Origin of the sequence: Pseudoalteromonas sp. (assembly GCF_036960685.1) — a bacterium.
Lineage (GTDB): Bacteria > Pseudomonadota > Gammaproteobacteria > Enterobacterales > Alteromonadaceae > Pseudoalteromonas.
In genome coordinates, this window is record NZ_JBALXK010000001.1 from 409,507 (window position 1) to 429,129 (window position 19,623).

Here is a 19,623-nt window from a genome sequence, read left to right on the forward strand (position 1 = left end):
TGAGTGGTAACTATATTGAGGCAGTTGCTAGTAATTCAAGCATTATAACTCAGTTTAGCGCGATGCTGAATTAGCAATGCTGCGCTACAAAAACAAATTTCTTATTGAAATTCAGCTTTAGTGACAAAAACATACCTGTTTGATAGTATCAATTGTAATTAAAATAATAAGGATCATTATGAAAAGTACCTGTTTACTAATGTGTCTTGTTGTTACTTATTCGGGTCACAGCCTCGGCGATGACTCATCAATTAAAAACCAATTTAAAGTCGTTTATCAGCAGTATATTGATGCGCAGCAACAAAAAAAATCGGCAACGGATGAAGCCAAACAAGCCTATGTCTTAGGTAAAGAGCTCTATGGTGATAAATCAGACAACACCGCAAGTTTAGCCATTAACTATGCGAATGAGTTAGACAAATACCCTGAAGAAGTTAAACAGCAGCGTTTTACATTATTCGAGCAGGCATACACTATTTTAGCCGCTAATCATCCAGCCAACAGCATCGAACTTATTGATCCGCTATTAGGTATGGCTGAAAGCACAACTTCAACTTCAAAAGCTGTTGATTCATATGAGCAAGTAATTAGTATTGCGCAAGCTCAAAAGTCTCCAAAACTAGTTGCTGATATGCAACTTGCCGCAGCTCAAGGCTTAGCCTATGGCTTTAGTGGAAAAAAATACTCACGAGCTCGCAGCTACCTTTTAGATGCCGATGAGTACTACAGTGAAAACTTACCAGAGAACTCAGTTGAACGGATTAAAGCGGACTTTTTAGTAGCCGCTTTTGCACAAAGTAAAAAGCAATACGCTAAAGCAATTGAGCGTTTAAACCGTGTCGTGGATGTGTTTGATAATGAACTTAGTTTTGATCATAAAGCCGAACTGAGTGCTCATTCTAAACTAGTTTACCTTTATGAAAAAACAGGCGAAAGCGACGAAGCTACCAAGCATTGTATTGCTATTGCCAAAATGGTGCCGTGGCAAAAAAACCAAGAACAAACCCCGCTTTATCGTCAAGAGCCTCAATACCCAAAAATGAAAGCAAAACGAAGAGAAGACGGTTCTGTACAAGTCGAGTTTGATGTCACTACATCCGGTTTCGTCAAAAATGTCACTGTATTAAAGTCAACTGGTGGTGAAGCATTTGAAAAAGAAGCAATTAAAGCGATGGAAAAATGGCGTTATGCTCCTAAATTTGAAAATGGCGCAGCGGTAGTTGCCAAAGCGCAAGTGCAGTTAGATTTTAAGATAAGCCGATAACATTACAAAATAGGGAGATTAATATGAAAAAACTTAATATTGATTTCCCGCAACTGCTAACAAATAAATGCCAGTTTAGACATCGTTATATTTAACAGACGAACATTAATGTAACCACTGCCGTGCTTTTTGGCTATCTTCAAAACATTGAAATTTAACTTTGCTTCCCTTGCCCTTAATGATCAATTAGGATGGATTGTTCGTAATAACACCTATACCTTGATTTAAGTAACCAACGTTTGAGGAGTTTTGATGAGTAACAGCGAAAATTATACCCCACCAGCCGTGTGGCAGTGGGATGCAGAAAATGGCGGTGAATGGGCTAAAACAAACCGGCCTATTTCAGGCGCTACCCACCAACAAGATTTACCCGTTGGAAAACATCCTCTTCAGCTTTATTCTTTAGCAACACCGAATGGCCAAAAAGTCACAATCATGCTGGAAGAGCTATTAGAGCTTGGCATTACCGAAGCTGAGTATGACGCATTTTTGATTAAAATTGCTGATGGCGACCAGTTTGGTTCAGGCTTTGTCGGCGTTAATCCTAATTCAAAAATTCCAGCATTAATGGATCACAGTACTGCCCCTGTTACTCGCGTGTTTGAGTCAGGTGCCATTTTACAGTACTTAGCTGAAAAATTTGATGCATTAGTACCAAACGATCACACCAGTAAAACCGAATGCCGTAACTGGCTATTTTGGCAAATGGGCTCTGCTCCGTATTTAGGCGGTGGCTTTGGTCATTTTTACGCGTACGCCCCAGTTAAAATGCAATACCCTATTGACCGCTTTACTATGGAAGTGAAGCGCCAGCTAGATGTATTAAATCGTCATTTGAGCGACCACGACTACATGTCAGGCAGTGAGTATTCAATCGCAGATATCGCTATTTGGCCTTGGTATGGCTCACTAGTGCTTGGGGATATTTATGATGCAGCAGAATTTTTAGATGTTGAATCTTATACTCATGTAATGCGCTGGGCTAAACAAGTTGCGCGCCGCCCAGCCGTTAAACGCGGTCGCCGAGTAAATCGTACATGGGGACCAGAAGATGAGCAATTAGCTGAGCGTCATAGTAAAAACGATTTTTAATCACTAGTTAAAAATTGTCAGAACGCGGTGTGCGAATATTACACACCGCGTTTTAGTCTATGTTGGTTGTAACTCAGCATTATTATTTCGTGCCTTAAATATGTGTAACCCTCGAGCCACAAATACACCGCTTAACACGCCATAGAGAATACAAATAATCACTAAAAACCCGATACTTTGGGTAATTATTAATTGCTTTGCTTGCATGACTGCAACTGAATATTTGGTGAAGAAAATAACCATCATTAAAATTAGTGGTATTTTACTACCGGGAATACGAAAGCAATTGCGATCTTTAAAGTAGCGTACCCCAGTTGGCAAACCAAATTGTTGCGTAACTCCCCAACCCAAAGCAAAGCTTGCAAACCAGACTATAAATGCAATTACTGTCGAAAAAGCTGTGTAAACCCCAAATATAGACAGACCAACCATCACTAGTGGCAACAAATAAACTGCACGCTCTGTAACTTCCCGCTCGCGTGCCTGCTTTAAACCAAGCAAAACTAAGCTTACAAATAACGCAAATACCCACAGTGGAGTATGTTTAATTACATCAAACATTAAATTTCCTTTTATATCATGTATAGCTTATTAATATTCAGAGCTTACTGCGGTTTAAATAATTAAGAAAGTTACATTTACACTTATTTAACCTTGAGTATATTATTTATTAAATCCACTCACTAAGGCGATGCATTTACACTCAAACTTAAGTTATCATAGTGCTTTAAAGCAAAGGACTACCTATGAAAAAGCTAATTATTTTAGCAGCGACTGTCGCTGCATTATCAGGTTGCAGTACGTTAGTGCAGATGCGTAATTTTGATGAAAATTTAGTGCCACAAAATGCAAATACAACACACACTCAAGAAAGTGTTGGAGAAGCCGTTTTACTCGCTTGTAAACAACTTACTTGGAAATGCCGCATACAAGAGACGGGTAAGATCTTAGGGGTATTAGATATTCGTAAACATCAGCTCCGCGTTAATATTAGCTACAATGAAGCGCAGTATGACATTGATTATAAAGACTCAATAAACCTAGATTACAACGGTGAAAAAATACATCGCCAATACGTAAATTGGGTTACAAACTTAACCCGTCACATCGATTCAGAGTTAGCGAATTAATAAAAAGGCGACCTTTTGGTCGCCTTTTTATTTATTCGTCTTTCAAATGCTTATCAAAAAAATCTAAAAACGCTTGTAAGGTTTTGATCCGATAAGGTTGATACGACAAGTAGTGATCGCCATCTTCAAGTTCAATATAAGTAACGTCTTTGTCTTCATCATCTAACTCGTCTTCCATTTCACGACTATGATAAACAGGTACTACATTATCATCACTGCCATGAACAAGTAATACTGGGCGGTTTATTTGTTTGGCGTAATTGACCGGTGAGCTTTTTGCTAGCACTTCGTCATCTGTACCAAACTGCTTTCTGACAATTTCTTTATTAGTAAAGAAGCGTGCTTGCCCAACTAGATGCTCTAAATCACTCACACCGGCAAAGCTTGCTGCGCATTTGAAGGTTTCAGGGTGTTTTACTACCGCCATTAATGCTGCATAACCACCATAACTTGCACCACCAATGCAGATTTTATCTTTGTTAGCTATGCCTTGCTCTACCAGCCACAGTGCACCGTCTTGTAAATCGTCTTGCATTGCTTGGCCAAACCCTTGCACCGATTGCATTAAAAAGTCATAACCGTAGCCACTCGAACCTCGAAAGTTAGGTTGCAGCACAGCATAGCCATGATAGGCCAATAGCGCAGTCCAATAGTCAAAGTCACTGTAGTCACGAGCCATTGGCCCGCCGTGTGGAAATATAATGGTCGGCAGCTTATCGCCTTCTTTATAACCTACAGGCAAGGTTAAATAGCCTTCAATGGTTAATCCATCGCGCGCTTTAAAACTAATATGTTTTTTGCCTCGGTAAACCGTTTCATCTATATCAGGGTAGTCAGTAGCAAAAACAGCCAAAGAGCTTGTTTCTCGATCACCAAGCAAATAAGTACCTGAGGTTGAGTCTGAACTCATAAACAATACATACTTCTGCTGATCATCACTGGTATTTAATATATCCACTGAAAATTCATCTGCTGGCAATACATTGCGAATAGCCGCTTGTAAAGCCGCTAAATCAGCATCCCAATATTGCACACCATCAGGTATATGCGAATCGGTAAATCCTGCAACCTCTCCGGTTTTTACTGAATAGAAAATCCCCCCGTCCGCATCATACTTATCATTATTGTAAATTAATTCACGTTTTTTAGTGGTTATATCAAATTTGAATATTGCATCACGGCCATTGTGAATCGCTTTGATATAAATGAAGTTAGGGTTTTTATCAAAGCCTAAAATCGCAACACTTTTATCGCTAAATGCACTGTACTCAAATAGTGTTTCCCAATCACCAGACTGTTGATTCAAAAGCTCATAACTAAACTTATCATCATCCATTTTCTTTGCGATACGTACATTCCCTTGACGATCAGCAATCCAGTCAACCACACTGCTTCGCGCACGTTGAACTTTCTTTTTACGCTGATTATTTAAGTCAAGCTCATACACTGCTGGCATATTTGGCACATCGTAGTCGGCCTGGAGCAAAACCGTATCTTTTTTGTCTGGCAAAAAGCTCAGTAGTTGATCTTCAAATTGAGGTTGGCGTTCATCACGGCCATAATCTGGCTTTGTCGCCATCTTAATTGATTCATTATTTTTAATGTTGTAGCTATACAAGCGTGTAGATGCGTACTTAATTCCGCCACGCTGGCGTTTAATATACCGAGCGCCTAACAATAAAATGTCATCGTTTGCCCATTTATACCAATCAAAAAAGATAGTATGGTCATCAGATTTTAAAATAGACTTAAAACTGGCGTCTTTGATGTTGTAAACCATTAACACCAATTCACCCTTTACGTTCCTAACAAAGGCAAGGTTCTCGCCATTTGGAGAAAGCTGTAAGCGGCTAAATGACTTAAGCGAGGCAAAGGATTCAATAGGTAATTTTTTCGCAGCTGTTGCACTAAAGCATACACTGAACATTACACATAATATAAGCAGTTTAAATTTCATAGAAAATTCCATTTTTGTTTTTTTTGCAACTATTTTAAAGCAATTAACTATTTTGGCTAGTCGTTCATTGGCACACTAAATAACAAAGGCTATTCGTTAACAGCAACCATTCTTTAAAATAGAATGATTAAACCTATTAATTGCATTATTAATTTATCATACAAAAGGATATGCTTAAAATTAATAACTTGCAATTAATGGAACTGTTATGAAAAACGTATTACTAATCAACTCATCACTTAATGGTGAACAAGGTAACTCACACCAACTTAGTGACCAATTTATTGCTGAGCTTACCCAGAAAACAGAAATCTCAGTGACTCATCGTGACCTTGCTGCAAGCCCACTAACGCATCTTACGCAAGCTGAAATGGGCGCGTGGATGACATCGCCTTCAGAGCGTAGCGATGAGCAAAATGCATTAGCGACTATTTCTGATGAGCTTGTTTCTGAACTACAAAATAATGAACTGATTGTGCTTGGCGTGCCTATGTATAATTTTGGTATTCCATCAACATTAAAAGCATGGATCGATCGCGTTGCTCGCGCAGGTATTACATTTAAATACACAGAGACAGGCCCTGTAGGCTTAGTTGAAAACACTAAAGTGGTTATTCTTGCTGCACGTGGTGGTATGTACTTAGGTACTGATATGGATACTCAGACTAAATATCTAAAAGATTTTTTTGCTTTTTTAGGCATTACTGATGTCGATTTTATTTATGCGGAAGGCTTAAGCATGCCAAGCGCTGAACAAAGTAAAGACGCTGCTATTAAAGAAATTGCCGATTACGTATCAGCTCTTTAACTTTTAGTTATGTGAAAAACGGCCAGATATGGCCGTTTTAGTTTTTACTCACTTCGCCCACTTTAACTTACTGCTAGAACTTACCGCTAGAAATTTATAAAACTCGCCAACTTAGTGTCCATAGGTATATGTTTTGCAACAGTCTCTGTAAACCGCCCATTTCGCACTGAAAAAGCGCAAGCTTTTCACAGTTAGCGAAATTATTACAAAGGAGATGAAAATGACGATTAAAAAATCAGCACTATCACATTGGTCTGGCGATATAAAATCAGGTAAAGGTCAGATAAATACTGAAAGCGGTGCGTTAACAAACCAGCCCTATGGTTTTAATACCCGCTTTGAAGGTAAACAAGGCACCAACCCAGAAGAACTTATTGCTGCTGCACACAGTGCTTGCTTTAGCATGGCACTTTCACTGGCGTTAACAGAAGCCGATTATGTAGCCGATGATATCACCACAAGTGCCGTTGTCAGTTTAGATGAAGTGGATGACGGCTTTGAAATAAGTCATATTGCGCTGCATGTCGAGGCTAAAATCGCAGGTATTTCTGAGTCAGAATTTAATAAGCTGTGTGAGCAAACAAAGCTGGGTTGCCCAATCTCAAAATTAATGAATGCAGAGATCTCGCTTTCTATGGCCCTCAATTAAGTTAAATTTTAAGACTATAAGCCAAGTACTTAGTACTTGGCTTTGTATTATGGGTGTTTTTAAATTTAAAGTTGAGGCCGAGCTAAGCTAAATAACTGCTGTGTGGTGGCAAAATCATTACCGCCCATTTTACCAACACTCTGTAAAGCAGTTGGATTAATATAGCCATCAACAAGCACACTGTCATCAATAAAAACCCCTACCACATCTAGTAGCATCATTTGACCACCAGCAGGTTGTTTGCTTATCGTAATTACCTCACGAAGAGTACATTCATACCGCACCTTTGATGCTTTAACGCTCAAAGGTTTTACAAACTTACTTACTGTTGACTCAATATTTGCAGCTATAAACTCGCTGACCGAAGAGGGATAATTACCGCAGCTTTGATTCATTTGCTCCACCAGCTCATGGCTAACTACATTAATCACGCACTCTTTTGTAGCCAATAAGTTGTTTAAAGTGTCTTTATTTTTATTATCACTAGGGTTTACCTGAGTGACACTCAATACAGGTGGATTAACACTTGCTACAGTAAAAAACGAATAAGGGGCAAGATTTGCCACACCATCACTGCTGACGGTACTTACCCAAGCAATCGGCCTTGGCGTAATGCCTCCCACTAACTGGCTGTAAATATTAATTTTATTGCCGTCATCCGTTAAATCTAAATACACCTTCGCTTCACCTTAGTTATTAAAATAAGTATACATTAGCTCTTTTTTAAACGTGTTTTAAGTTTATTACGTATAAAAATCAGAATGGATTAGCACAACTAAAATGGCAAGTTAATTATATGACACACTCTTTATATTGGTTTACCCATGACTTACGCTTACGCGATAATCAGCTATTACAACAAGCGTGTGAGCAAAGTTCAAAAATTAGCTTTATCTATTGTATTGATCCTAAATGGTTTAAAAGCAATTGCTTTAACTGCCAAACGTTAGGCGAGCAACGTTGGGCTTTCTTAGTAAAGTCACTGCATGAATTAAATAACCAACTTAATGCATTCGGTCAGCACTTGGTGGTTTATTTTAAAACCCCCATAGACGTAATTGGTCATTATTACTCTCACCACAATATTCACGTGCTGTATTGCAGCGAACAAGTGGGCTTAAATGAAAGGCGAACACTGGCAGCGACCACCAATAAATATGACACTCTTATACTTAAGCAAAGTAATACTTTTACGCTCTATGATTTGCATCAGCTGCCGTTTGTAGTTAATGAGCTACCGGCAACGTTCAGCCAATTCCGCAAAAAAATTGAATCTTCTAACTTACATATAAAGCCAGCTACCGATTTACCACGTAATTTTCCTGCGCCACTGATCGCGCCGGTTTGTTGGTCTAAATTACTGCCTAAAGTTAACGCTGTCAGTACTGCATTTGAAGCTGGCGAAACTGCTGCTCACCGCCACTTAGAGCAATACTTTTCAAGCACCGCACCAAGCGAATATAAGCTCACCCGAAATGCGCTTGATGGCATGATAAATTCAACCAAATTTTCGCCCTGGCTTGCCAATGGTAATTTATCAGTGCGGCAAATTATGACTGCGCTGCAAGCATACGAACAACAATACGGTGCTAACGAATCCACCTATTGGATTTACTTTGAGCTACTTTGGCGCGAATATTTTCAACTTTATAGCTTGCGTTATGATAGTCAGTTATTTGCATTTCAAGGGATTACACACCGTAAACCTTTAACTAGTTTTTACCCCGAGCGCTTTGCGAATTGGTGCGAAGGCACAACCCCCTACCCTATTGTTAATGCCTGCATGAAACAACTTAATCAAACTGGTTATATGTCTAATCGAGGTCGTCAATTGGTCGCCAGCTGCCTTGTTAATGAATTAAACCTAGATTGGCGATTTGGTGCAGCTTACTTTGAACAGCAACTGATTGACTATGATGTAGCGGCCAATTGGGGAAATTGGCAATATCTTGCTGGTGTTGGCGCTGATCCTCGCTCTGGTAGACGATTTAATTTGCCTAAACAAACGCAAATGTATGACCCGAATAATAGCTTTATAAATCACTGGCACGGCAATGAGGTTCGCCCATTAGATACAAACGATGCCGCTGATTGGCCGCGAAGCAAGCTATAATGCGTAAAAAAATAAACATAGTCTGGTTTAAGCGTGACCTACGCCTAAGCGATCATCAGCCTTTAAAAAATGCGTTTAGTAATGGCCTGCCTACATTATTAATTTATAACTTTGAACCTATACTGCTTGAAGATCGACACTACAACGAGCGGCATTGGCGCTTTGTCTATCAATCTATTTGCGACCTAAACATTCAGTTGGCTCGCTTTAATAGCCACGTATATATATTTAATGAAGACATGCAAACCCTGCTTGAATCGCTCAATACGCAGTTTGCAATCACAAACATCTTTAGCCACCAAGAGATAGGGCTAAATAACACCTTTGAGCGTGATAAAGCCATTAAAATATGGTGTCAACATAACGGTATCAACTGGCTAGAGTCGCCAACTGGGGCTGTGATACGCGGTAAAAAAAATCGCCACAATTGGAACGAGCGCTGGCAACAAACCATGCAAGCACCTATTGCTATACCTAATTGGAAGCAAATAAAGCCACTCACTCTTTCTGAATACCGAGCACCTAAGCTTGCCAAAGCTTATACGCAAGATAATGAACATTTTCAGCAAGGCGGCCCACGACTTGCTCGTGAAGTAATGCAAAGCTTTTTTGCTGAACGTGGCAAGGGTTATCAAAAAGGAATATCCAGCCCAAGTTTAAGTCGCACCCATTGCTCTAGGCTATCGCCCTATTTAGCGTGGGGAAATATCAGCCTTAGGCAAGTGTATCAAATGGCGATTGACGCATACCATAGCACTCATGCTGATAAAAAAGGTTGGCAGCGCCCGCTTGCTGCATTTGTATCTCGGCTGCATTGGCATTGCCACTTTATGCAAAAGTTTGAAAGCGAATGCAGCATGGAATTTAAAGCATTAAATCCGGGTTACCATGCATTTCCATATCGTGATGACGCACAAGTTACTAGCGATATTGAACGCTGGACACAGGGGCAAACAGGTATTCCTATTATTGATGCCTGCATGCGCTGCTTAAAAGCCACCGGTTATATTAATTTTAGAATGCGCGCTATGTTAGTTAGTTTTGTTACGCATCATTTAAACATCAGCTGGCAACATGCAAGCCTGCCGCTGGCTAACTATTTTTTAGACTTTGAACCGGGGATTCACTACCCGCAAATACAAATGCAAGCATCGGTTACAGGCATTAATACTATTAGGCACTACAACCCGATTAAACAGTCTGAGGATCAAGACCCAACCGGAGCGTTTATAAAAAAATGGTGCCCAGAGCTTGAAAAGCTGCCTGTAGAATACTTGCATGAACCTTGGGAGCAAACACCCATGGAAGCATTATTTAACGACTTTAAACTAGGTGACGATTACCCAGCACCGATGATTGATTTAACCAAAGCGTCTAAAGAAGCCAGAGAAAGGCTTTGGCAATATCGCGAACGTATTGAGGTTAAGCGCGCTATTCCTGCGATTTTAAAAAAGCATGTAAGCATCACCCCTAGATCAAAAAGTACAAAGACAAACCATCACAATGGCTCATAAAAAACTAACTTTACCGCAAAAAACCTGCCCCACTTGCAAACGCGATTTTGCTTGGCGTAAAAAATGGCAGCGCGACTGGGATAACGTTATTTACTGCTCGCAGCGCTGTAAAAACAATAAGCAGGCTATTTAAAATTCGACTAGTTGACTAAACAGAACAAAGCTTTGTTATTGATTCTAAAAATACGGTAACATTACAATTTCTTACTGCGGCCATTGTCGTAATCAAACTTGAACGCAAATAAAAACTAAATTATAAGATGCTTTTTAGCGGCTTGTAATAACTTTAAGAATATAAGCTCTTCAAGTTACTATATAAATTAAGGGATACTATGAATTGTACAAGTTGTGGTAAAGGGTTACTTAAACCTAGTTTTATTGAAGGTCAATTTCGTTCGCATACATGCACGCACTGTAATGGTCACTGGATACTAATCGAAGATTTTGCAGCTTGGAAAGAGCGTAACCCAAACTTTGCATTTGCTGACGACATCTCATTTGAAGCCGACTCTACAGACACTAAAAAAGCATTACTTTGCCCGGTATCGGGTGTCATTATGCGGAAGTTTCGTATTTCATCATCAACTGACCACCGTATAGATTACAGCGCACCGGTAGGTGGGATTTGGTTAGATGCTGGTGAGTGGGAATTACTAAAAGAAGAAGGCTTAGCTGGTACATTGAATGCAGTAGTAACACAGCAATGGCAAAACCAAATTAGAGAGCAAAGTACCAAACAAAACTTTAGCGATATTTACGCTGATAAGTTTGGCACTGACACTTATGCAAAAGTTAAAGAACTCAGGGAATGGCTTAATGCACAGCCACAAAAAGCCGATTTAAGAGCCTATCTAATGGCTGAAGACCCATACTCTGCAGAGAAGTAATCTCTTAATTGAGTAAAATTATACTGCCATTATTGATACTTAAAAATAAATAATGGCAGTAGTCTTACCGTTCCCAGATCCAACCACATACCGCAAAAACATAGCGAAAATATGGTGAACAAACGCAACGAGCAATACCAGTCGCTAATTTTGACTATTCCAAGCTAAGGCTTATACGCTTATGAGTTAGCTACGCGCTTTTCTATATGCTCAATAACACTTGGATCAATAAACATTTCTAATGTTGTTGATGCTGTTTTTACTGCTATAGCCACCAATAAACCGGTAAAAAGTATCCCTGTCCAAGCAATAACAACAGCCAGCACTTTTGATGGTTTCTTGATTGGTTTAATATCCCCATAACCCACGGTCAGTGCCGTGATCAATGCCCAATAAAGTGAGTCAAAGCGACTCCATGACTCTAGTTTACCAACCAGTAAACCAAGTCCTGTGATCACAAAAAACAATACTGTAAATAGTGGTAAACCAAGGTAAACACCAATAAAGAATAATTGAAAAAACGTAATCGAAAATTCCATACAACAAAACCAACTTATTTTTATTTTGCCGCTTCGTCAGCACTGTGTTTTGCCTTTACAAAGCGGGCCATTTAACTTGCATATAAATCCAGCACACGTTAATTATCGCAACATGTACTGGTTATTTAGCGCCCCATGCAGCAATCAATTTTTCAAACTGAGCCTGCACATTGTTATTATTGACACCTTGAGTTTGTTGGTTAATTGCATTAACAAGCTCAGTAAATGACGTTTGGTTATTGTTACTGGTAACCGCTGCAGTTAGCGCATTCACAGCCTCTTTATTATCAAGGGCTTCAAGTTGCTCAATTAACGCCTGCAAGTGTGGCTGACAGTTATTACCAGCTATAGCACGGCTTAATTGCTCTAAACTTGCCATATAAGGCGTTTGCACAAAACCATTATCAAGCGATTGCGCTATGCTACTAATTGCTTGTTTATTATCTAAACCTTGAATATTCACACCAACGCTTTGTAATAACTGGCTGTAATCGTGGCTTAGGTTGTTTTTACTGAGTTTACTGGCAATCTCTTCCAGTGATTGATGCAGATACCCCATTTGCTCCACCGCCATCATCACCGGACTGCCGGCACCATCAAGTTTATTTAAGCGTACAAAGTCAGCTTTAATTTGGCTAAAGCGCTGCTGTTGTTCTGTGCTTAATGTGTCACGTAGTTCACCGAGTTTAAGAAGGTTCTCTTCAGACCCTTTGCTGAGCGTTTGCGCTTCACCGCGATAATGGTCGCAAATCAGGTTTTCTAGTTCTTCATCGTTCATGGCAGCGACTACTTTTTCTGCCATTTTATTCATATTACGATAGCTGCCTTGCAGTTTAAATGGCGGCTCTGTACGGTAATTATTATCTTGCGCGGCTGAGGCAATATACTGAGCATTCACTTTTAGCACGGTATTACGAATAGTGATTAATCGGCTGAGTACCGCTTTAATTTCGTTAACTTCCGCTTGTGAATAGCCGTGCTCAAGCTCATTTAATGAAATATCTTCGCCTTGGCACATCCGCACTAACTTATATAAATCTTCCATGTTGCGGTTAGCCAATGGCGCTAATACTGCATTAGAGGTTAGCGCATTTTCTATAAAGCTCATGGCAAACTCTTGCTCGCAGCCTGCTAAAGTATCGCCAAGATTATAAATATCGGCGCGGTTTGCCAACATATCAGGGATTTTAAAGCTCTCGCCAGATTCCGTGTACGGGTTACCTGCCATCACTACAGCAAACTTTTTACCGCGTAAATCATAGGTTTTACTTTTACCGTTCCACACCCCATCAATCCGTCTTGAACCATCGCACAGGGAAATGAACTTTTGTAAAAACTCAGGGTTAGTATGCTGAATATCATCTAAATACAGCATCACGTTATTGCCCATTTCAAAGCTCTGATTGATTTTTGCAATCTCTTTTTCAGCAGTGGCGTTAATGGCTTGAGCAGGATCGAGTGACACCTGATCGTGCCCTATCGACGGGCAATTTACTTTTACAAAAGTCAGCCCTAAACGGTTAGCAACGTATTCCACTAAGGTGGTTTTACCGTAACCTGGCGGCGAGATCAGTAATAGCATGCCCATTAAATCAGTGCGTTTGTTTTTACCTGCTGAGCCAATTTGCTTTGCTAAGTTATCGCCAATAATTGGGAAGTACACTTTATTGATCAGCTGATTACGTACAAACGAACTAAGCGGCCTGGCTTTAAATTCATCAAGCTGCAGGCGCTCTTTTTGCTCAGCTAAAATATCACTGCGCAATGCATGATATTGCTCAAAAGCCGGCACTTGCTCAGTAATATACTTACGCGTGCGGGCATAAAACTCAGCGTAATCTAAATTTAAAACTTGCTCTTGCACTCGCTTATGCTGCCCCATTAAGTGTTCAACTTGCGTGCTCGGCGTGGCATCCAGTACGGTATACTGCAATGCTGTAGTGGCACTGAGGTGTAAGTAGTTAGCCGCTTCCGATTGCACCATTGCCGACACTTTAGGGCTTTGCAAGCAATACGCATTAAGCCAACTTAAAAATAATAATGCCCGCTCATCAGTTTGCTTTACGTTTTCACAAGCCTGAGCAAGCTCGTTGCTATAACCTTTAGCTTTAGCGTCACTACTAAACTGTTCAGCCAAATTTTTAGCTTGCTGAGAGACGATAAACAACTGTTGATCCGCGGTTTTTTGTTGCGCTAATTGCTGCACTAAATAAGCGGCGGCTAAGTCAGTGGATAAATCAGCAAAGCGTGCTGATAATTTGCTAACTTGACTTAAAAAGTCGTTGATCTGTTCACTTAATTGCGCGGTTAAGGTGCTGATAAAACTAGTCGCGGCAAAGTGTTTATCCATCAAAATAGCATTGCTTGCTTGATGGAAATACTCACTCTGCTGCGCGGCAGATAATTGCGCACTAAACAGCTGCGCAACAATGCGGCAACTGGCCGGATAAATAAGTAAATCCAAACTATTTTTTTGCGTTAATAAGGTATCAATAATCGCACACGCATCGTGATCATGAATGCCTTTTTCATAACCTTCTTGGTAACGCGGTTCGGCAAATTTTTGAACCAGCTGTAATAACTGTTTATCTCGTTGTGCCTGCTCTAGCTGCGCAAAAGTCAGCGAGTGCTCACTGTTCTCACATGCCAATATAATTTGCGCTGCTAAGTACTCCCCACGATAAACGCTATCGTTTTCTGATACCAAAGTTTGCTGCCACAAGTGACGGCTTTTTTGCAAGGTTTCAAGGCTTTGCTTGTCAGTTATTGGTTCAAAATAATCTGTGCCGGTTAAATGCAACATTAGCTGCTCGTCACGCGGCAATAAGGTTAAATCGAGTAATTGCTTATTGACGCTAAAAGCGTGCTTACCAATACTGACGGTATTGCCGCCATCAGTGAAAATATCTTGTTTATCACGTAATGAACGAATGCCCTGATCTTTACTGGCCTTGAGTTTTGATTGAATATCATCGGCACGAATTTCATCGCCTAACTCTTTAAGCTCGCTAGTCAATGCACGAAGCTTGCTGATCATAGGATCGGCAGCAAAGTAAGTGTTTAATGCATCAAGCTCAGTAAAGCTTTGCGCACGACGGTTTACGCCTTGCAATATACGCTCAGCAGCATTCGCTAAATTCAGAGCGCGGCGCTGGCGGGTATCAATTAAGCTTTGTTTATGTGCCTCAAAGCTTTCGTATACGTCATCACGTTTGGCAATGATCTCTGTCAGGTACTCGTCAAAATCACTAAATTGTGATTCCAGCTCTTCAAGTTGAATAAGCAAACGTGAAAGCTGGTCGTCACATGCTTCAGGCGTTTTGGCATTATTCAATGCATTAGTAATGCTTTGCGAAAACAGCTTAAACCGAGCAGCAAATTCAGCTTTCGCTTCAACACTGCCTAGGCTCTTTTGGCGAATTTCGATACTCGCTTTACCACGATTAACCAACGCATAAACAGCGCTGATATCTTCAAGAATTTTTGTTCGTACACGGCTGTCATCAATATCTAAATCAAGCATCGTGTGATTCAGTAAATCCAGCTCAACACTTTGCGCATCTAACTGGGCAATATAGGTTTTAAGCTCGCTTACGCTTTCGCTTTTACTGCTGAGATCTTCAAGCTGTTTGAGCTTTTCGTGATACGGCGCCAAGGCGCTGTCTTGTTGTAAAAACGCTGCGGTTGCTTGGCTTACTTCCACCAGGTGCTCATCAATTTCACTTTGTAAGCTATTAAGTGCTGCAATATCTATATATTTAATGTCTTCAAGGCTTATTACTTGGCCTTTGAGTACTTTTAAAGCATCAATACCTTGCACAAATTGTGAGGCGGTTTTAAAGTTATCGGGGCGCACTTCACGGGTTACGTCCGTGTAGTGCTTATTTATATCTACCAAAGCTTGCTTGGCTTTGTTTTGGATTTCGGTGACTTTTTCAAACTCATCAAGCACTTGCTCAGCAGTTTCAAAAATACTATGCAGATTTTTCGCGATTTCTGCAAATTCGCTTTCGTTAAGCCAATGGTAACGGTCAAAGATATTCCGGCTAAGGGCAATTAAATCTTCGTAATGAAATAAAGTCGGGCTTTGCTCACTAATGGCTTTACAAACACTGTATAAATCAGAAATACCGCGAACTAAATCTGGGTTCCCGATTTTGCCAAAAAAACTAGTAAGTGGCGGCGCATTAGCTGCAAACTCGGCGGATACAAATGGGCTTTGCCAAATTTGAATTGGGTGTACTCGCTCCGCTTGGTCTTTATCAGCCTTAAAGGTGAGTGTTATACCATCGTTGTAAATAGCATAGCCGTGACAATAAATCGGGTTTTGTAGGTTTTTATCAATAATATTATAGGCAAAAAGTGCGTAACGGCCTTCGCTTGGCTCGTAAAACACGTATAAAACATCTTCGCCGTTTGGTGACTTTATATGTCGGTGAAATTCTAAATCTTCTATTTGCTCTTCAAACGAGCGTGCTTGTCCTGATTGTAAGTAGTAACCGCCTGGGAAAATAATGCCGTGATCTTCAGGTAAAGTAACGCATGCACTGCCGATTGCATCTTGGCGCATAACCTGCTGAGTACGGGTATTATAAATAAAATAGCGCCATACTTTTTCACGGTACGGCAGAATTTTTAACAGCACTAAATCGCCTACCAGCGCGTATTCTACTTCGCTATCAGCAAGGGATTGATTTTTATCATCAACAGGCTCTTGATAAATCCCTTCACCGGTGTCGGTGCTGTTTTCTATTTTAATCGTTAGTGAGCCGCCAATCGTTTCAACAAACACTTCATCGGCGATGTTGATATGAGCGTGGCGCCCTTCTATGTGGTTACTTCGGTCAGTTTTGAGCCATTCAAAATCATAGTCATGTGCGTGTTGAATATCACGCTCACCACGGTTATCGATATAATTAATGGTGTTGTCTGGGTGAATTTCCCAGCGAAAAACCCGTACATCCGATAACTTGTCACCGATTTGGAATAGCGCAAACAGCTTGCCATTTTGCTGGTATAAATGCTGTAGGCTAGTTTGTTTGTAGTAGGTATACAGTTCTTCAAAATCACGAATAAAACGACTATCGGTTAAAAAACGTGTCGTATCAGGGTAAGGCTCAATTTCGTAATGGTCGTCTTGCTCCACCAGTTTTTGTACACTAAATACGTCGCTGATTGAGGTTTCTTTTTTTAAGCCCAAAAATACGTTGTAAGCAAAAATAACTTTATCGCCAACAATTACGATATCGCGCGGGGTACAGTTTTGCTCAGTGCGAACGCGAACACGTCCTTTCACTTGTAGTTCAGTGCTGCCAAATTCGTTAATCCGCTGTTGATTTACATCGTCTATTTGCGTTTTTAAATCAGCACCAAAATTATTTAAGCGGCGTTTAATTAAGTCGTACGAGCCTTGCTCTAGCGCGTATTGAGTTGCGTCCGTCATGAAACCTATCCTGAAATTTAATAGAAGTTAGCCGTAACAACCGCTGTTACGGCTAATAAACTTAGCGCACTAGTCTTTTGGATCTAGCTTAATTTTGTCATCTAAGCCACCACCTAAATTACCGCCTAACATGCTTAGTAATTGGCTTTTTTCAGCCGCAGAGGTATTACTTAACTGCTTTAATAACTTACTCATGTTAAAGTTTTTCAGTGTTTCGGCTGAACCATTCGCCCCAGCTAACACCCCTTTTAGGTCTTCAATTAAATTACGATCACCGTTTAAGTGATCTTTAAATACGGTTTGTACGGTTTTACTTTCATCAACTAAGCCATCAATTGATTTACCCAAACTGATTGCACTCATAAATTGATTAAAGAACTGACCATCGCCGCCCATAATGTTGATATCAGCATCACCTAAGGCTTTAGCCATAATGTGTGCTTGATGCTCGGCAATGTCTTTACTGGCTGAAATTTTTGCCAATACCAGCTCTTTTTGCTGATTAAGCTGCAGCGTAAAGCTTTCATAATCGCGAGCGTCTTGATCCATCGCGTTCAAGGCTTGTAGCTTCTCTTCTAGGCCTTTTGCTTCGGCGCGCATCTTGCGCTCAAGGTTAATCGCTTCCACTTCACCCTGTTTCTCATTCGCATCAGCCATGGCTGTTTGTACTTGCGCCTGAGATAAACCAATTTCACGGTTACCTTGTGCTTCAGCTTCAAGTTTTTGACGCATTACTTTAGCATCAGTTTCACCTTGAATTGCATTTGCTTGTGCTTTAGCTTTAATAACATCCGCTTCAGCAAGGCCTTTGGCTGCGGTTTCAACTTGTTGCGCATGCGCCAGAATCTTTTTCGATTCAGCTTGTTGATTGGCAATTCTAAGCTCTGCATTGGCCATTGTTTCAAGCTCACGGGCTTTATATTCCGCCGCTTGCTCTTGCGCTTTTGCAGCTTCGATGTCTTTTACTAATGACTCTTCAGCTTCGGCTTTAGCACGAATGATAATTGCATTTTTCTCACGCTCCGCGCCTGCGAGTACTTTCACATCTTTAATGCGCTCTTCTTCTTCGGCTACTGACTTTTCAACAATGACGCGATCACGCACTACATCGGCAATTTCTTTACGTTCTACTTCCAGCGCTTTTTCTTTATTGATGCGCAGGATTTCAGTTTCTCTTTCGCGCTCGATCACTTCTATTTCACGTGAGCGTGCCACTTTCTCTTCTTCAATACCCAAAACGCGTAATCGGTTTTGCTCAGCAATATCAAGCTCACGTTGCTTATTTTGCTCGCTAATGCCAATGGCTTCTTCGGTTTGAATGCGGGCTTGCTCTGATTTTAAGCGCTCTTCTTGACGTACTTTTTCAGCTTCGGCGTATTCGCGCGCTTTTACAGTTTCAATTTCGCGCACTTGACGTGACATGGCATCTTGTTTTTGACGCTCAATTTCCAGCGTTTTCTCGGTGGCTTCTTGATTTTGGATCTCAATCTTAGCCCTTTCATCACACTTTAATTGATTGGTAGATACATTTTGCACTGCAGTCATTTCAGTGATGCGGCGAATACCTTCAGCATCCAGAATATTTTGCGGATCAAGCTTATCAATTGACGTTTGTTCAAGATAATCAATAGCAACATCTTCAAGTGTATAACCCGACAAATCTTGGCCAATCACCTCTTTGATGTTATCGCGAAATTCATTTCGGTGAGTAAATAACTCAACAAAATCCATACGCTTACCAACGGTTTTAAGCGCCTCTGAAAACTTCGCTTCAAACAGCTCTTGTAGTGTGTCGAGCTCTGATGCTCGGGCGCAACCAACTTGCTTAGCAACGCGCAGAATATCTTCTTTGTTTTCGTTAACACGAATATAAAAAGTTATGGCGATATCGGCGCGAATATTATCTTTACAGATCAAGCCGCCCTTATCTTTACGTTCAAGCACCATACGCTTGGTTGAAATATCCATCACTTCCATTTTATGGATCACAGGGTATACAATGCCCCCCGTGGTGGTGACATCCGGCTCGTTTTTCATTTTATTAATGATCAGCGCTTGGCCTTGTTCTACCTTGCGATAAAACTTACCAATGATCAGCAAAATAGCAAAAATAACAGCGATTGCTATACCTACAAATGTCAATATAGGTATGAGGTTATCTAAAAATTCCATGTTATGTCCTAACGTGATTATCGATTTTATTATTTGTCACTTATCCCTAAAAATT

15 protein-coding genes are annotated in these 19,623 nt (G+C 40.5%); 9 read left to right on the plus strand and 6 right to left on the minus strand.

The window, feature by feature from the left end; genetic code table 11:
- Positions 1-178 precede the first annotated feature (178 nt).
- Both V7783_RS01895 and yghU read left to right on the plus strand, forming a co-directional pair.
- The gene (locus V7783_RS01895; RefSeq protein ID WP_335677280.1) at positions 179-1,264 is read left to right on the plus strand and encodes a TonB family protein; all 1,086 of its coding nucleotides are present in this window, start codon (positions 179-181) and stop codon (positions 1,262-1,264) included.
- Positions 1,265-1,516: 252 nt separating this feature from the next.
- A complete protein-coding gene (yghU, locus tag V7783_RS01900) occupies positions 1,517-2,356 on the plus strand; it encodes a glutathione-dependent disulfide-bond oxidoreductase (protein ID WP_335677281.1) in 840 nt (279 codons plus the stop codon).
- Positions 2,357-2,413: 57 nt separating this feature from the next.
- Here yghU and V7783_RS01905 read toward each other — a convergent pair whose 3' ends face one another.
- On the minus strand, positions 2,414-2,917 hold the full coding sequence (locus tag V7783_RS01905) for a DUF6622 family protein (protein ID WP_335677282.1): 504 nt from the start codon (positions 2,915-2,917) through the stop codon (positions 2,414-2,416).
- A gap of 185 nt (positions 2,918-3,102) precedes the next feature.
- On the opposite strand from V7783_RS01905, the gene V7783_RS01910 reads away from it, so the two are divergent.
- Entirely contained in the window at positions 3,103-3,486 is a 384-nt protein-coding gene (locus V7783_RS01910) for a hypothetical protein (RefSeq protein ID WP_335677283.1), read from the plus strand.
- A gap of 31 nt (positions 3,487-3,517) precedes the next feature.
- Here the strand turns inward: V7783_RS01910 and V7783_RS01915 are convergent, their stop codons facing one another.
- A complete protein-coding gene (locus tag V7783_RS01915) occupies positions 3,518-5,443 on the minus strand; it encodes an alpha/beta hydrolase family protein (protein WP_335677284.1) in 1,926 nt (641 codons plus the stop codon).
- A 208-nt stretch (positions 5,444-5,651) separates the two neighbouring features.
- Between V7783_RS01915 and V7783_RS01920 the strand changes: the two genes are divergently transcribed.
- Together V7783_RS01920 and V7783_RS01925 are read left to right on the plus strand one after the other, a co-directional pair.
- Positions 5,652-6,251, plus strand: coding sequence for an FMN-dependent NADH-azoreductase (locus V7783_RS01920; RefSeq protein ID WP_335677285.1), 600 nt, complete (start codon positions 5,652-5,654; stop codon positions 6,249-6,251).
- A gap of 220 nt (positions 6,252-6,471) precedes the next feature.
- Complete coding sequence (locus V7783_RS01925; protein ID WP_335677286.1) at positions 6,472-6,900, plus strand: OsmC family protein; 429 nt, start codon at positions 6,472-6,474, stop codon at positions 6,898-6,900.
- 65 nt (positions 6,901-6,965) lie between these two features.
- Here the strand turns inward: V7783_RS01925 and V7783_RS01930 are convergent, their stop codons facing one another.
- Complete coding sequence (locus V7783_RS01930) at positions 6,966-7,577, minus strand: flavin reductase family protein (RefSeq protein ID WP_335677287.1); 612 nt, start codon at positions 7,575-7,577, stop codon at positions 6,966-6,968.
- Positions 7,578-7,696: 119 nt separating this feature from the next.
- Between V7783_RS01930 and V7783_RS01935 the strand changes: the two genes are divergently transcribed.
- From V7783_RS01935 to V7783_RS01950, 4 genes are all read left to right on the plus strand, one after another.
- Entirely contained in the window at positions 7,697-9,013 is a 1,317-nt protein-coding gene (locus V7783_RS01935; RefSeq protein ID WP_335677288.1) for a DASH family cryptochrome, read from the plus strand.
- Positions 9,013-10,527, plus strand: a complete 1,515-nt coding sequence (locus V7783_RS01940) for a cryptochrome/deoxyribodipyrimidine photo-lyase family protein (RefSeq protein WP_335677289.1) — start codon at positions 9,013-9,015, stop codon at positions 10,525-10,527. The genes V7783_RS01935 and V7783_RS01940 overlap by 1 nt, the downstream gene beginning before the upstream one ends.
- Positions 10,517-10,660 (plus strand): DUF2256 domain-containing protein, encoded by a 144-nt coding sequence (locus tag V7783_RS01945; protein WP_335677290.1) that lies wholly within the window; start codon positions 10,517-10,519, stop codon positions 10,658-10,660. Before V7783_RS01940 ends, V7783_RS01945 begins: the two co-directional genes overlap by 11 nt.
- 199 nt (positions 10,661-10,859) lie before the next feature.
- Positions 10,860-11,414 carry a TFIIB-type zinc ribbon-containing protein gene (locus tag V7783_RS01950; protein ID WP_335677291.1) on the plus strand — a complete coding sequence of 185 codons (555 nt, stop codon included), beginning with the start codon at positions 10,860-10,862 and terminating at the stop codon, positions 11,412-11,414.
- A gap of 179 nt (positions 11,415-11,593) precedes the next feature.
- On the opposite strand, the gene V7783_RS01955 is transcribed toward V7783_RS01950, so the two are convergent.
- From V7783_RS01955 to V7783_RS01965, 3 genes are all read right to left on the minus strand, one after another.
- Positions 11,594-11,953 (minus strand): potassium channel family protein, encoded by a 360-nt coding sequence (locus V7783_RS01955; protein ID WP_335677292.1) that lies wholly within the window; start codon positions 11,951-11,953, stop codon positions 11,594-11,596.
- 121 nt (positions 11,954-12,074) lie between these two features.
- Positions 12,075-17,396 carry a DNA repair ATPase gene (locus tag V7783_RS01960; RefSeq protein WP_335677293.1) on the minus strand — a complete coding sequence of 1,774 codons (5,322 nt, stop codon included), beginning with the start codon at positions 17,394-17,396 and terminating at the stop codon, positions 12,075-12,077.
- A 69-nt stretch (positions 17,397-17,465) separates the two neighbouring features.
- Positions 17,466-19,568, minus strand: coding sequence for an SPFH domain-containing protein (locus tag V7783_RS01965; RefSeq protein WP_064666442.1), 2,103 nt, complete (start codon positions 19,566-19,568; stop codon positions 17,466-17,468).
- Positions 19,569-19,623: the final 55 nt, after the last annotated feature.

What these genes read in the sequence shown, in the direction of transcription:
- V7783_RS01910 (WP_335677283.1), top strand. Translation starts at nt 3,103, where the DNA reads ATGAAAAAGCTAATTATTTTAGCAGCGACTGTCGCTGCATTATCAGGT.
- V7783_RS01925 (WP_335677286.1), top strand. Translation starts at nt 6,472, where the DNA reads ATGACGATTAAAAAATCAGCACTATCACATTGGTCTGGCGATATAAAA.
- V7783_RS01965 (WP_064666442.1), bottom strand. Translation starts at nt 19,568, where the DNA reads ATGGAATTTTTAGATAACCTCATACCTATATTGACATTTGTAGGTATA.
- V7783_RS01920 (WP_335677285.1), top strand. Translation starts at nt 5,652, where the DNA reads ATGAAAAACGTATTACTAATCAACTCATCACTTAATGGTGAACAAGGT.
- V7783_RS01935 (WP_335677288.1), top strand. Translation starts at nt 7,697, where the DNA reads ATGACACACTCTTTATATTGGTTTACCCATGACTTACGCTTACGCGAT.
- V7783_RS01915 (WP_335677284.1), bottom strand. Translation starts at nt 5,443, where the DNA reads ATGAAATTTAAACTGCTTATATTATGTGTAATGTTCAGTGTATGCTTT.
- V7783_RS01955 (WP_335677292.1), bottom strand. Translation starts at nt 11,953, where the DNA reads ATGGAATTTTCGATTACGTTTTTTCAATTATTCTTTATTGGTGTTTAC.
- V7783_RS01945 (WP_335677290.1), top strand. Translation starts at nt 10,517, where the DNA reads ATGGCTCATAAAAAACTAACTTTACCGCAAAAAACCTGCCCCACTTGC.
- V7783_RS01950 (WP_335677291.1), top strand. Translation starts at nt 10,860, where the DNA reads ATGAATTGTACAAGTTGTGGTAAAGGGTTACTTAAACCTAGTTTTATT.
- V7783_RS01895 (WP_335677280.1), top strand. Translation starts at nt 179, where the DNA reads ATGAAAAGTACCTGTTTACTAATGTGTCTTGTTGTTACTTATTCGGGT.
- yghU (WP_335677281.1), top strand. Translation starts at nt 1,517, where the DNA reads ATGAGTAACAGCGAAAATTATACCCCACCAGCCGTGTGGCAGTGGGAT.
- V7783_RS01905 (WP_335677282.1), bottom strand. Translation starts at nt 2,917, where the DNA reads ATGTTTGATGTAATTAAACATACTCCACTGTGGGTATTTGCGTTATTT.
- V7783_RS01940 (WP_335677289.1), top strand. Translation starts at nt 9,013, where the DNA reads ATGCGTAAAAAAATAAACATAGTCTGGTTTAAGCGTGACCTACGCCTA.
- V7783_RS01960 (WP_335677293.1), bottom strand. Translation starts at nt 17,396, where the DNA reads ATGACGGACGCAACTCAATACGCGCTAGAGCAAGGCTCGTACGACTTA.